Genomic DNA, 12,684 nt, shown 5'->3' with positions numbered 1-12,684 from the left:
CGAATAATGCTGATACTTTGAACTGTGGTGAAATCATGTTACTTGACGTGTTGCTCGCCGAGTAGAATGAGCTGCTAAGTAGTATTAGCTAGCTTATGCTTTGTTTTATTGAAGAAATTGCTCACAAGGCCAATCGTTAAGACAAGTATTAAAGATGCGTTTGGGGAAGGCCGCTTTAAATCTCAAGCGCTGTTAGACGAGTAAGCGCTGCCAGCTTACATGATGTACATGAATTCAAAAAGCAGCATAAGGGTAAAAAATCGAGTCAAGCTTAACATCCTCAAACTCAGGATGTGTAGTGTTCATGGATTTAGTTTATGTTTAGTCCGCGGTCAGTATGAGTGGCGACTCTTCAGATGCGTGAGTTTTTGCTGGTAAGGCTGCATGTATAGTGCTGCGAATAAGCTCTAGCTGATAGCTGCGTTTGGCATCGAAGCGGATTAATGGCAGTTTGGCGCTTTCGCAGGCTTGCTCGATGAGGAGGTCGCGTTGCTGAGTACGTGTTTGCTTATGGCTTTTATCGTCGAGTTCGATGGCGGCGATAACTTTAAGTGTGTTTTTGTCGCAGAGTAAGTAATCGAAGTGCTTGGCTGAAATTCTATTAAAGGCAATTTGCCAGTGTTTGCGGTTCATGCCTTTTTCTGGGGTGATAACGTCGGCGATACGCACTTTGCCCAGAACTCGGAATTGTTCGCCTACAGCTTGATCTAATATCCCGAGAAAGGAGCGTTCAGCACTGGAAAATAGGGCGTCTTGTTTACGGTAGCGATAGTTATTATCTGAAGATGGGATAAGCAGATTAGTGAAAATGCGTAAGAGTAGCGGCACGAAAATGATAATCGCCAAACCCAGCCCGATAAGTATTAATTGATTCGAATTCATCATTACATCCTTGTTTAGTATTGTCATTATAACTTGCTAAGTACATATCCGTTAGCTGCTAGTACTTTTATGCCAAAAATAATGAGTCTTTGAGTGTAGTGATTACATCTTGTTAGCCACTACATCAACAGTCGTACCGATATTATCAGTACGCATACATCTTAACGATAAAACGCTTCAACTGTGCCTTTTACTGCGAGTAAAAGAGGTTGGCCGCGACGGTCTAAGGATTCATTATGGATGGCCATTTATTTTAATGTTTTATGCACTTTAGTTTTCGATTTTTTGAGTTATGCTAAATGCAGCATATAAATTTGCGGGTATCTCTATGTATTTTAAAAGTATCCTTGTTTCGTTGCCTTCTGTTTACGCAATTTTGTGTGTACTTGGTTGTGGTTTTTTCGCGGGCATCATTGTCGCCGCTGAGGTGCAATCGGCTACTTTTTCTAACGTGTTGCGTGCCGATTTTCGGCATCGTCCTCCTGAGATGGTGCTTGATGAGCGAACTAATACTATGACGAGTCCGTTAAAGGATATTCTTGAGGAAGCGGCGGCTAAGGTCGGTTATCGCGTCGAATGGAGCGCGCGTCCTTTTGCACGCAGCATTCATGAGTTGCGGGTAGGCACGGTCGACATTGTGCCGCGCACGATACGAGACGAAGAGCGAGAGGCATTTGTACGGTTTCTTGGTCCTATCGGCACTCAGACTCGCGATATTTTGTTTCTCGTAAAAGCCGGCGAGGAAGGACGGATTAAGTCCTATGAGGATTTGTATCAGGTTACTGTAGGGGTTAAACGGGGCACAGTTTATTTTGAGCGTTTTAATACGGATCCCGCGCTACGTAAAATTGAGTCTACCGATGATGAAAACATGGCTCGCATGTTTATCATGGGGCGTTTTGACACTATGGTAGTGCTCGATCGTGCCGCCATTGAGAATGCCTTCAAGCAGCTCGGTTACGATCGTTTTAGCTATGCCGATTACCGTCAGTCGAATCGGAACGAACATTATTTTGGTATGTCCCGTAACTCTACCCATGCTGCTATTTTCGATGAACTTAATCGGGCGCTGCTTGATATGGCTGCATCGGGCCGTGTAAAACAGATTTACCAGGCCTATGGTTTAGCCGCAGAAGTAGAATAGGCAAACAAAAACGGCCAATCAGATTGGCCGTTGTTATGATCTCGCTCTTTGCGCTAAAGCTTAACGATAAAAGGCTTCAACTGTGCCTTTTACTGTGAGCAAAAGAGGTTGGCCGTGGCGGTCTAATAATTCATTATAGATGGCCATTTATTTTGTCTTTATTTTGTCTGCCATTTATTTTTTTTATAAACAAAATGCTTGCTGCGATAGGGATGATTTGTTATTACTGGCGCATGAAAAAAATATACGTAAGCGCAATTAACACCACCACTACCACCACGAGAATTCTCGGGGGGTAGTTTTTTGCGTCTTTAAAAAAACCCTCTGAGCGACATCGCCAGAGGGTTTTTTTATACCTTGGTTTTGTATTTCGCTCAGATTTTACTTAGGAGAGAATGATGAAAACACATCGCGAAATTGCAGAACAACTTGACCTATTTCACTCTGAACCACAGGCGCCGGGTATGATTTTTTGGCACCCGAATGGCTGGGCGTTATTCCGAGACATTCAAGAGCACATGAGGCGCGTGTATCGCCGAAATGGTTTTGAGGAAGTGAACACGCCTGTTTTTATGAAGAAGGAGTTATGGCAAACGTCTGGGCATATGGACATGTTTGCAGAGAACATGTTTTTCGGTGGCGGAAAGGAAAACATGGATGAATATGTTTTAAAACCTATGTCTTGTCCTGCCCATATTTTGCTGTTTAAGCGCGGGGTACATAGCCATAGAGATTTGCCACTGCGACTATTTGAGTTTGGCTTGGTGCACCGTAATGAATCCTCAGGCTCGTTAAATGGTTGCCTGCGCGCACGCCAGTTCACTCAGGATGATGCCCATGTTTTTTGCTGTTGGTCTCAGGCAGAGGAGGAGATATGTGGTTTTCTCCAGCGTGCAAAGCAGGTTTATGGTGATTACGGCTACCATAATTTAGACGTAAAAATATCGACTAAACCTGAGAAGGCATTAGGCAGCGATGAGCAATGGTGCCGAGCACAAAAGCTATTGGATTCAGCCTGCCAGATTGAGGGCTTTGATGCCGAGTATCAAGCTGGCGAAGGGGCTTTTTATGGTCCCAAAATTGAATTGTCACTGACAGATTCTATGGGAAGACGCTGGCAGTGTGGCACTATCCAGTTTGATTTCAATTTGCCTGAAAGATTCGATGTTCAGTACACAAATGAGCAAGGTGAATTCGAACGGCCAGTGATTATGCACCAAGCTATGTATGGCTCTATCGAGCGTTGGTTGGGGATTCTCTTGGAAGTCTCACAGGGTAACCTGCCGGATTGGTTACATCCTGTACCTGTTGCTATTGCCTCTGTAAATGAGTCAAACAGCCAATTTGTCCGTCAGTTAGCCGCACTATGTTTAGCACGAGACATGCGAGTGTTGGTTGATATCAGTCAACACTCAGTTGCCCGCAAAATGAAACGCTTTCACAAGCAAAAAGTGCCTTATATCTTAACGGTTGGGGATAAAGAAGAGGCCGAGAAGTGTGTGTCAGTTAAGTGCCGCAAAGACGGTGTGATGACACACATCCCTCTTTCTGAATTAGCTGACTATCTTGCGGATAAACTAGTGCGCAAACAATAACGTAAGGAAGACTGTGTTTGTTATCTAAGGCTAGCTAGGGTTCCCATCGCTAGCCTTTTACTTATTTTATGATCTCGCTCTTTGCAAGCTTAACGATAAAAGGCTTCAACTGTGCCTTTTATTGTGAGCAAAAGAGGTTGGCCGCGGCGGTCCATGATTTATTGCGGATGACCATTTATTTTTTGTTTAAATTTTTTCAAAGGTAACATTTTTAGGAGGGAAACTATTAGGTAATGATCCTGATCTTATTTTTCTTAACAATAAACCAGTCAATAGAGAGGTTATATTTTCATCAAAATATTCTACATCTGGCGATCTAGATGCGATTATTGCAGTGCCCCATGTCTCACTGTCTTTTAGATCGGAAACAACCCAAAATATGCAATCACCATTATCCGTTACGCCTATTGGTAAAAGGCCATTAATTTCTGGATAGAGGTTATATTTAAAATACTCTGGTTCTTCATTATTAAGGTAATTGAAATCCTCAATGATTGATTTCTTCTGCTCAAAAAAATCAAGGTCATAATTTGTAGTAAATGGATTGAATATCGCAATAAAATCGGCAATTCTTCCTGTGCCATAACGATTAATAAACGCAATGTAATCACTGGGAAAACTAAGACCTTCATCTATAGAAGGCCAAACGTTACCAATCCCTGATTCATTAGGGATGTTAGGGGGAACTAAAATGCTATTTAATACAGATAGGGTCATGATCTACATTCCACGAGGATTAAGAAGAGTAATGTTTTCAAAGAAACCACCACTACCTTGAGCATTCACTGTTATACCTGCCGGTATTCTGGAAGGACCTTTATATATTGGAGTTACCGAGACATCAACTATTTCTCCTCTCTCTAACGCTTTCTCTAGCGAATCCCCAAATAAACTTGATGATATTCAAATAAGTAGGCATGCATAATGCTATTTGATTTAATCCATTTCGCCAAAAATCGACTAAATAGCTGTTCCGAATAGTAGGCCAGTACACTGGTGCAGTTTCAGCAAGTAGTATTGAGTTAGTATCACTTGCTGCTGGGCATACAAAAACGGCCAATTAGATTGGCCGTTGTTATGATCCAGCTCTTTGCGCTAAAGCTTAACGATAAAATGCTTCAACTGTGCCTTTTACTGTGAGCAAAAGAGGTTGGCCGCGACGGTCTAAGGATTTGCTTGGCACTTTTACCCAACCTTCACTGATGCAATATTCTTCGACATCAAAACGCTCTTTGCCGTTGAGCTTAATACCGATATCGTGCTCGAAAATTTCTGCCACATGGTGTGGGCTGCGTGGGTTAACGGAAAGGCGATCCGGTAAAGCGGGTAATGATGTTGTGTCGGTCATGGTCGTGATCTGTCGTTGTCTATAGTGAAAAAGCGTGCGCTATTGTAGGCAATCCCAGCGCAACGCTCAAGACTTTAACTGTGACTGATTACGCGCCTTGCGTTACAAGGTTAGGTTGTCCTGTTAGGACACTGCTGTTAGGACACTGTGCCGCAGCTGGAAAAGGCTTTCAGCACTCGGCCGTTTTCTCTGCCCAGGACTGAGCGCAAGTAAACCTTGGCTAATGTGTCGGCATTGATTGCACTAAAACCGGGAAAATAGTCCTGATAGCTCGCTAACGACTCGCTTAATACTGTTGGGCTGACAATGTTTATCCGCTGCTGCGCAGGTAATTCACCCGCGACGGCGGTAACAAAATGCTCAAGTGCGCCATTGATTGTGGCGGCACTGATGCCGTCTTTTACTGGGACATCGGCAATAATGCCACTGGTTAGCGTAAAACTGCCCCCAGTGTTGAGGTATTGGCTACCTATTTGCACTAACTGTATCTGCCCCAATAACTTACTTTGGAGCCCTGTATACCAGTCTGCTTGGGTCATAGCGTTGAAGGGTTTAAACACGACGTCACCCATGGCCGAAATCATTGCATCGACTTTACCGATTTTTTCTAGCCCTTGATGGAGTGAATGTTCATCCCGAATGTCTATCAGGACATCCCCCGTTGTTCGCCCTACCTGAATCACTTCATGCTGAGTTGAATGAAATAAGCGGACTATGGCTTGTCCGATTGTGCCTGATGCACCCACTACGACTATTTTCATGACATGCTCCTAAATTGAATACGAATTGAGGATAGTCTGGTTAATTAAATAGAAAAAGCGCATATAATCACCACATTGTTTCGTTAATGGATTTAATTGATGAATCTCACTCATCTGCAGTCATTTATGCTGGTTGCCAAAATGCACAGTTTTAGCGCTGCGTCTGAACAACTCGGCGCATCTAAAGGCTTAGTGTCGCGCCATGTTAAATCCCTTGAAGATGAAATGGGTTGTCAATTACTCCACCGAACCACTCGGCGAGTATCAATGACCGAAGCAGGGCAAGCGTTATATGGTAAAGCCTGCGAAATCGAGAGGCTAGCCAATGAAGCTGGACGTTTAGTGCAGGATTTAATGCAGGACTCCTGTGGCACTTTAAAATTCACCGCTCCAACGGAACTGGGCAAAAAATTGCTGAGTCCTATGCTGCTTCAGTTTATTGCTGCGTATCCTCAAGTGAAACTCGAACTGTGTTTTGAGCAGAATATTCAAGATGTTGAGTTCGGCAAGTTTGATCTCGCCTTAAGAACAAGCATTGCGCACAGCGATAATCTGGTCGCCAGATATCTTGGCAGAATTCGTCATGTCTTAGTGGTTTCACCTGCACATCCCGCAGCCGCAGAAGTTCGTCACCCTGATGATTTACGCCATTATCGTCTATTGTCTTCGGGCGAAACACAGTGGGTGTTTGAACCGCTCGCAGGGGACAGTCTCACACTCACTTTTGAGCCTGCACTGTGTAGTTCAAACTATGCCACTACACATCTGCTTACTTTGAGTGGTACAGGTATCGCTAGCCTGCCTTATTATTTGGTAGAGGAGGATATCGCTCAACACAAACTCACTTTGCTCGTTCCCCAATGGCTATGCTATCCACATGAGTTGTATATGGTTTATGCCAAGCAGAGCCATTACCCAAAGAAGCTGCGCGATTTACAACATAAGCTACAAACTTGGTGCGAAACTCACTCAAAATATGTGGGTTAATGAGTCATACCAATCACATTAAATATCTAATCAGTTCAGAGCCTCACAGGCATTTCAATCCAAGGCGCATTGACGCAGAAATGGTCATTCCCTTTTAAGTCAATGCAACACGGGAGTGGGATGCCTGTGAGGCTCCCGAAGGGCGGCCGATGTTAAATTCATGGCAACACGCTTTATACTGCGTTTAAGGCTTTCGACAGAGCACCACTATGCCTTCAAGCCTTCGCCTTGTCTAAAGCGCGTTGAACTCCCGCTGAATGAACAGATATTTAATACGATTGGTATCAAAGCGTCATCGCATCAAATCTTATCCGGCAGAGGGCGGAGCTTTTAGAATAAAGTGAGGCAGAGTACACTGCCGCGCATTGAATTTTTGTATTTGAATGTAAAGTCGAGCAGGCTTTTACCATGCAGGCATAAAAGAGCGGCGATGAACCAAGCGTTATGAACGACGACATTAGTATCTCGCTGCCCTCGCTTATTCATCGAATTGGGCGGGAGGCGGTTAAACAAGCTCAAGCGATTGCAATCCAATATGATTGCGAGCTTAAGCGTGTGCGGCGTTCAAGGAATTGGTGCATTGTTGGCGCGGCGCTCAAGATCCAATCCTGCTGTGCGCATTTACAAAGTGAGCCATTGCTGGCGCAGCAGTTAACAGCTAAAGATGGCCAGTTTGGTTATCTTATCAAAAAGTTGGAGTCAGCCTTGCTGCAACATGCGGACAAACTTGAACCATTAGACGCTAAGCTGATTCGGCTTATCACAGACAACCCTGCGATTACCTTAGGTGAGTTGATGCAATTGACCCAATGCACAGTCACAGAGGCCAGATTGGCACGTTTTCAAGCCGACTCTTGGTAGTTTGCTTGTTTCGCGTTCTCGCTCTCGCTATGCGCCTCTATTGCTGGGCTGCTTTTTCTAACACTTTTATTTGATTTTCAATTTGCTCGGCTTCAGCGGTCAGCAGTGAGTAGGATCTAATATCGCCTTTTCTCTGGGCATGCATAGCTTGTTCAAGCTTGGCGTTATATTGCTGAGTTAATTTTTTTAAGGGATTTTTCTTAAATATTGAGAACATGGCCATTTCTATTGGATTGGGTATTTGGACTTATATACGTAGGCAATGGGATTTAAGTTTTACTTTTTGAAATTAAAAAATCCCACAATCTCACAATTCTCAATTCCACAGCCATCGGCCTCAGTAAGGCTGAGACCTTATCTTACATTTGCAGCAAACTAATGGGTTGCTATGTCTTATTTAGCTTACAACCCATTGAAAATATTTTAAATCTTAAACTGACCGACGAGCTTACCTAAGTTAATTCCTTCCTGCGACACGGTCTGGCTGACTCTGGCAGCATCTTCGCTGGAATGGAGTAACTCATTCACTATCTCTTGGATGGCGAACACATTACGGTTGATTTCTTCGGTCACAGAGCTTTGTTCCGTGGCCGCCGTCGCAATTTGGGTGCTCATGTCGTTAATTGCCGTGACCGCCGATGTCACTGAGCCTAGGCTTTCTGAGATTGCGCGAGATGAATCTACCGAGCGCACGCAGCTTTGCTGACTTTCTTCCATCGTTTTTACTGCCAATGCGACAAGCTTGTGCAGTTCAGATAGCATCTCATTGATTTCTAAAGTGCTTGATTGCGTTCGGCTCGCTAAGTTACGCACTTCATCGACCACCACGGCAAAGCCTCGGCCCTGTTCTCCGGCGCGGGCCGCTTCGATGGCTGCATTTAATGCCAATAGGTTAGTTTGCTCAGCAATACCGCCAATCACTGACAGCACGTTGTTGATTTTTTTAGACTGTTCGCTCAAGGATTGAATACTGCCCGCCGCATTGTTGATTTGCGCCATGAGTGCCGAAATTTCTTCTAAAGAAGCATCGACGCAGCGCTGAGCATTGGCTACATCGCCAGTGGCAGCGTGAGTCGCTTCAGCCACTTGCGTGGTATTTTGCGCTACTTCGCTGGCGGTGGCTGACATTTCAGTAATAGCGGTAACCACTTGATCAGTTTCATTGTTATGACTGATGAGTTGGCTCGACATGACTTTGGTTTGATCGTGAATCGCGTTGGCGGCGGTTTTAACTTTAGCCGTCGCGTTTGCCACATCGCCTATGATGGTTTGGAGTTTATCGACAAACAGGTTAAAGGATTGGCCGAGTTGTGCAATTTCATCTTCACCTTTCACAATAAGACGTTTGGTTAAATCGCCTTCGCCTTTAGCTATATCGTTTAAGTTATTCGCCATATTTTTAATTGGCGCGACCATACGTTGGGCGGTGATCAGAATAACAGCGACAGTAATCGCGGCGAGTAACAGCGCAATTAACAGAATGGCATAGGATTTTTCGATCATCTGCTCAGTGACCGTCGCACGATAATCCTCAACGACAGTGTCGATATCATCGATATAGACTCCCGTGCCTAGCATCCAGTCTGTGCCAGGGATCATCATGGAGTAACCGATTTTTTCAATTTGCTCATTGGTATTGGGTTTTTGAAAGTAGAACGAGAAGTTACCGTCCCCTTTTTTAGCGGCATCGAGTAAACCGACAATGATTTTAGTGCCGCGGGGATCTGTCATATCAATTTTATTTTGCCCTTCGAGGTTGGGCATGACGGCATGGAACAGGTTTTTACCTTGGGAGTCGTAAATAAAGAAGTAACCAGAACTGCCAAAACGGATATCACGTAGCGCTTGGTTTACATTGCCATTTTCTTTTAAAGACAACTGATACTGCACTATTCCTGCGGCAATTTCGGTGGCTTCTTTTATTTGTGTTTTACGTTCACCTATGAGCTTAGTTCTAAAGGTCGTCACTTCATCTGCAAGGGCGTCTTTTTCGACATAGTAAGAAACTGTCATGAGTACGAACAAAGTAAAAATTAAAGGGAATAACGACAACAGCAGTAATTTATTACGTAGGCTGAAATTAGACATGCTTGACGACTCCATGATGAACATCTCTTTTATTGCAGGGCAGTATAGCTAATTTCCCGCATTCTTAAGTGTTTAAGTTAACAAAAATGTAATGGAAATCGATAAAATGCGCGCTGTTGATTTATTCCAAAATTGTTAACTATGCTGTGAATCTAGGCCTTTCTTTTGATCTTTATCAACACTATATGGGCCCAATGAGTTCACTATATTAGCTAAAATTGATGCAAAATTAGCTAGAGCTGGTGCAGCCTGGTGTAGATAGTGGCGAACAGTAAGGGCAGGGTTGTGACGAATGAAAAGTTGATCCTAACGCTGAAAATCTGCATTACTGTAGGCATTTGTCTTATTGCGTTGGGCATCTACTTGCATAACTTTAATGAAACTGTTGAGGCGATGGGCGTGCAAGGGATTATTATCAGCGCTATGTGTGTCGCCTTTGGCATGGCCTTGTCATTACCGACTAAGATGTATTTAACCTTTCTGTTGGTTAAGCGAGAAACTGAAAAACATCCATAATGCGTTTTTGCGCAGAGTGTTACTCTGCGACTCATTGGTTTCCTCGCCTTCTTGAGACTCAATCTAAGTACTCGCTTAACCCTGCTATTCAAACCGTCAAGCTCAGCCGTAAATGCCCTGATTATGGTTTTTAACATAATTAACCCAAGACTAATGGGCCAAAAACACCGATAATTCACCCTTAATGACTCATTACCAATGACGCGACTTGGTCGATGGGCTGCTACAGACTCGCATATTTAGTGGAAATCATATTCAATGGAAATCAAAGTTAATTTTCTCGACAATCTTAGACTTGAAGCCAAGTTTGATGATTTTACCGTGACCGCCGATCAGCCAATCCGCTACAAAGGGGATGGTTCTGCCCCTAGTCCGTTTGACTATTTCTTAGCATCGTCAGCCCTGTGTGCGGCCTATTTCGTGAAGGTATATTGCAAAGCCCGTGATATTCCAACGGATAACATTAGACTGTCGCAGAACAATATTGTCGATCCAGAAGATCGCTACAACCAGATTTTCCAAATTCAAGTTGAGTTACCCGAAGATATTTCGGAGAAAGATCGCGAAGGTATTCTGCGCTCGATTGACCGTTGTACGGTTAAAAAAGTGGTGCAAACGGGCCCAGAATTTAAAATTGAAACCGTTGAGAACCTAGATTCAGACGCCAATGCCATGTTGATGGGCCAGCCTAATGGCGTATCGAGCACCTTTATTCTGGGTAAAGATCTGCCGCTGGAGCAAACCATTGCCAATATGACGGGCATGCTCGCCGATCTTGGAATGAAGATAGAGATCTCATCATGGCGCAATATCGTGCCGAACGTGTGGTCACTGCACATTCGTGACGCCGCTTCGCCAATGTGTTTCACCAATGGTAAAGGCGCGACCAAAGAAAGCGCGCTGTGCTCGGCACTCGGCGAGTTTATTGAGCGTCTGAATAACAACTTTTTCTATAATGATCAATTCTTTGGGACTGAAATCGCCAATAGCGAATTTGTGCATTATCCCAATGAAAAGTGGTTTGCGTTAGAGGAAGACGATGCGCTGCCAGCGGGTATTCTCGATGACTATTGCTTAGAGATTTATAACCCAGACGACGAGCTGTGTGGCTCGCACTTGATTGATACTAATTCGGGTAATGTTAAGCGCGGTATCTGTGCGATTCCTTACACCCGTAAATCTGACGGTGAAACGGTTTACTTCCCGTCGAACCTGATTGAAAACTTATTCTTAAGCAATGGTATGAGTGCGGGTAATAACCTGCAAGAAGCCCATGTGCAGTGCTTGTCAGAGATTTTTGAGCGCGCTGTAAAACGCCAAATTATTGAGCAAGAAATTGTCCTGCCCGATGTGCCTATGTCTGTACTAGAAAAGTACCCAAGCATCCTCGCGGGCATTAACGGTTTAGAAGAGCAAGGCTTCCCAGTTGTGGTTAAAGATGCCTCACTCGGCGGCCAGTTCCCAGTGATGTGCGTCACCCTGATGAACCCGAAAACTGGCGGTGTATTCGCCTCCTTTGGCGCGCACCCAAGCTTTGAAGTGGCGTTAGAGCGTAGCTTAACTGAATTGCTGCAAGGCCGTAGCTTTGAAGGCTTAAATGATGTGCCAAAACCGACCTTTAACAGCATGGCGGTCAGCGAGCCAGAAAACTTTGTTGAGCACTTTATTGATTCAACAGGAGTGATTTCATGGCGCTTCTTCAGCAGTAAATTTGATTATGAATTCTGCGAATGGGATTTTTCTGGCACCAGCGAAGAAGAAGCCGACGGCCTGTTTGGGATCTTAGAAGCGTTAGGTAAAGAGGTGTATATCGCCGAGTTTACCGATTTAGGCGCATCGGCGTGTCGTATTTTAGTACCTGATTACTCTGAAATTTATCCAGTTGATGACTTGATTTGGGATAACACCAACAAAGCGCTGGCGTTCCGTGAAGATATCTTAAATCTGCATTCGTTAAGCACTAAGCAATTGGCTAATTTGGTCAACCGTTTAGAAGAAAGCCAACTCGATAACTACACGGATATTCGCACCTTAATCGGCATTGTATTTGATGAAAATACCGTGTGGGGAAAACTGACGATTATTGAGCTTAAGATCCTGATTTATTTAGCACTCGGTGCACACGAAGACGCGATTGAGCTGGTCGGTGAGTTCCTACAGTTTAACGACAATACCGTTAAACGTGGCCTGTTCTACCAAGCCATGAATGCTGTGCTGGAAGTGACTTTAGATGAAGAGTTAGAACTTGATGATTTTATCCATAACTTCAACCGTATGTTCGGTAAAGATGTGATGGACAATGTTGTCGGTTCAGTCACAGGTAAAGTGCGTTTTTATGGCTTAACTAAGACCAGCATGCAGCTTGAAGGTATTGAGCCGCATTTAAGATTGATTGAAAGCTATAAGAAGCTGCATCAAGCCCGTAGAGCTGCGAAAAATCTGAATTAATTCTGTTAGTTGGCATTAGCTTAATGTGTTTAAAAGCGAACCCTTTGGTTCGCT

The 12,684-nt window shown here is 44.1% G+C and carries 12 protein-coding genes and 2 pseudogenes; 6 read left to right on the top strand and 8 right to left on the bottom strand.

The features are described from left to right. Positions 1-321 precede the first annotated feature (321 nt). Both L5M37_RS08485 and L5M37_RS08480 read right to left on the bottom strand, forming a co-directional pair. Positions 322-885, bottom strand: coding sequence for a DUF2726 domain-containing protein (locus tag L5M37_RS08485; protein ID WP_263200102.1), 564 nt, complete (start codon positions 883-885; stop codon positions 322-324). A gap of 158 nt (positions 886-1,043) precedes the next feature. Then, positions 1,044-1,124: pseudogene (locus L5M37_RS08480) on the bottom strand (DUF3297 domain-containing protein); the annotation flags it as partial. 86 nt (positions 1,125-1,210) lie between these two features. On the opposite strand from L5M37_RS08480, the gene L5M37_RS08475 reads away from it, so the two are divergent. Continuing rightward, positions 1,211-2,026 (top strand): substrate-binding periplasmic protein, encoded by an 816-nt coding sequence (locus L5M37_RS08475; protein WP_263200099.1) that lies wholly within the window; start codon positions 1,211-1,213, stop codon positions 2,024-2,026. Positions 2,027-2,086: 60 nt separating this feature from the next. Here L5M37_RS08475 and L5M37_RS08470 read toward each other — a convergent pair. Further along, positions 2,087-2,152: pseudogene (locus L5M37_RS08470) on the bottom strand (DUF3297 domain-containing protein); the annotation flags it as partial. A 269-nt stretch (positions 2,153-2,421) separates the two neighbouring features. Here L5M37_RS08470 and thrS point away from each other — a divergent pair. Beyond that, entirely contained in the window at positions 2,422-3,621 is a 1,200-nt protein-coding gene (thrS, locus tag L5M37_RS08465; RefSeq protein WP_263200098.1) for a threonine--tRNA ligase, read from the top strand. Positions 3,622-3,807: 186 nt separating this feature from the next. Here thrS and L5M37_RS08460 read toward each other — a convergent pair whose 3' ends face one another. From L5M37_RS08460 to L5M37_RS08450, 3 genes are all read right to left on the bottom strand, one after another. Beyond that, positions 3,808-4,338 (bottom strand): SMI1/KNR4 family protein, encoded by a 531-nt coding sequence (locus L5M37_RS08460; RefSeq protein WP_263200097.1) that lies wholly within the window; start codon positions 4,336-4,338, stop codon positions 3,808-3,810. 385 nt (positions 4,339-4,723) lie between these two features. Further along, positions 4,724-4,969 carry a DUF3297 family protein gene (locus L5M37_RS08455; protein WP_006080205.1) on the bottom strand — a complete coding sequence of 82 codons (246 nt, stop codon included), beginning with the start codon at positions 4,967-4,969 and terminating at the stop codon, positions 4,724-4,726. A gap of 137 nt (positions 4,970-5,106) precedes the next feature. Then, the gene (locus L5M37_RS08450; protein ID WP_263200096.1) at positions 5,107-5,730 is read right to left on the bottom strand and encodes a short chain dehydrogenase; all 624 of its coding nucleotides are present in this window, start codon (positions 5,728-5,730) and stop codon (positions 5,107-5,109) included. Between the two features lie 99 nt (positions 5,731-5,829). Here L5M37_RS08450 and L5M37_RS08445 point away from each other — a divergent pair, with 99 nt between their 5' ends. Next, positions 5,830-6,717, top strand: coding sequence for a LysR family transcriptional regulator (locus L5M37_RS08445; protein WP_263200094.1), 888 nt, complete (start codon positions 5,830-5,832; stop codon positions 6,715-6,717). A gap of 444 nt (positions 6,718-7,161) precedes the next feature. Then, positions 7,162-7,578 (top strand): ribosome recycling factor family protein, encoded by a 417-nt coding sequence (locus L5M37_RS08440; RefSeq protein WP_263139639.1) that lies wholly within the window; start codon positions 7,162-7,164, stop codon positions 7,576-7,578. A 37-nt stretch (positions 7,579-7,615) separates the two neighbouring features. Here the strand turns inward: L5M37_RS08440 and L5M37_RS08435 are convergent, their stop codons facing one another. Together L5M37_RS08435 and L5M37_RS08430 are read right to left on the bottom strand one after the other, a co-directional pair. After that, positions 7,616-7,795: a DUF6435 family protein gene (locus L5M37_RS08435; protein WP_263200092.1), complete on the bottom strand. Its 180-nt coding sequence runs from the start codon at positions 7,793-7,795 to the stop codon at positions 7,616-7,618. 206 nt (positions 7,796-8,001) lie between these two features. Next, positions 8,002-9,666 carry a methyl-accepting chemotaxis protein gene (locus tag L5M37_RS08430; RefSeq protein ID WP_263200090.1) on the bottom strand — a complete coding sequence of 555 codons (1,665 nt, stop codon included), beginning with the start codon at positions 9,664-9,666 and terminating at the stop codon, positions 8,002-8,004. 285 nt (positions 9,667-9,951) lie between these two features. Between L5M37_RS08430 and L5M37_RS08425 the strand changes: the two genes are divergently transcribed. Then, positions 9,952-10,182: a hypothetical protein gene (locus L5M37_RS08425; protein WP_113939077.1), complete on the top strand. Its 231-nt coding sequence runs from the start codon at positions 9,952-9,954 to the stop codon at positions 10,180-10,182. Positions 10,183-10,440: 258 nt separating this feature from the next. After that, positions 10,441-12,630, top strand: coding sequence for an OsmC domain/YcaO domain-containing protein (locus L5M37_RS08420; protein WP_263200088.1), 2,190 nt, complete (start codon positions 10,441-10,443; stop codon positions 12,628-12,630). The last annotated feature ends 54 nt before the right edge of the window (positions 12,631-12,684 follow it).

The organism is Shewanella sp. SM69, from assembly GCF_025653985.1.
Classification (GTDB): domain Bacteria; phylum Pseudomonadota; class Gammaproteobacteria; order Enterobacterales; family Shewanellaceae; genus Shewanella; species Shewanella oncorhynchi.
Note: the sequence above shows the minus strand (reverse complement) of the source record. Positions and strands in the feature narration are given on the sequence as shown.

What these genes read in the sequence shown, in the direction of transcription:
- L5M37_RS08475 (WP_263200099.1), top strand. Translation starts at nt 1,211, where the DNA reads ATGTATTTTAAAAGTATCCTTGTTTCGTTGCCTTCTGTTTACGCAATT.
- L5M37_RS08455 (WP_006080205.1), bottom strand. Translation starts at nt 4,969, where the DNA reads ATGACCGACACAACATCATTACCCGCTTTACCGGATCGCCTTTCCGTT.
- L5M37_RS08435 (WP_263200092.1), bottom strand. Translation starts at nt 7,795, where the DNA reads ATGTTCTCAATATTTAAGAAAAATCCCTTAAAAAAATTAACTCAGCAA.
- L5M37_RS08445 (WP_263200094.1), top strand. Translation starts at nt 5,830, where the DNA reads ATGAATCTCACTCATCTGCAGTCATTTATGCTGGTTGCCAAAATGCAC.
- L5M37_RS08450 (WP_263200096.1), bottom strand. Translation starts at nt 5,730, where the DNA reads ATGAAAATAGTCGTAGTGGGTGCATCAGGCACAATCGGACAAGCCATA.
- thrS (WP_263200098.1), top strand. Translation starts at nt 2,422, where the DNA reads ATGATGAAAACACATCGCGAAATTGCAGAACAACTTGACCTATTTCAC.
- L5M37_RS08485 (WP_263200102.1), bottom strand. Translation starts at nt 885, where the DNA reads ATGATGAATTCGAATCAATTAATACTTATCGGGCTGGGTTTGGCGATT.
- L5M37_RS08440 (WP_263139639.1), top strand. Translation starts at nt 7,162, where the DNA reads ATGAACGACGACATTAGTATCTCGCTGCCCTCGCTTATTCATCGAATT.
- L5M37_RS08430 (WP_263200090.1), bottom strand. Translation starts at nt 9,666, where the DNA reads ATGTCTAATTTCAGCCTACGTAATAAATTACTGCTGTTGTCGTTATTC.
- L5M37_RS08460 (WP_263200097.1), bottom strand. Translation starts at nt 4,338, where the DNA reads ATGACCCTATCTGTATTAAATAGCATTTTAGTTCCCCCTAACATCCCT.
- L5M37_RS08420 (WP_263200088.1), top strand. Translation starts at nt 10,441, where the DNA reads ATGGAAATCAAAGTTAATTTTCTCGACAATCTTAGACTTGAAGCCAAG.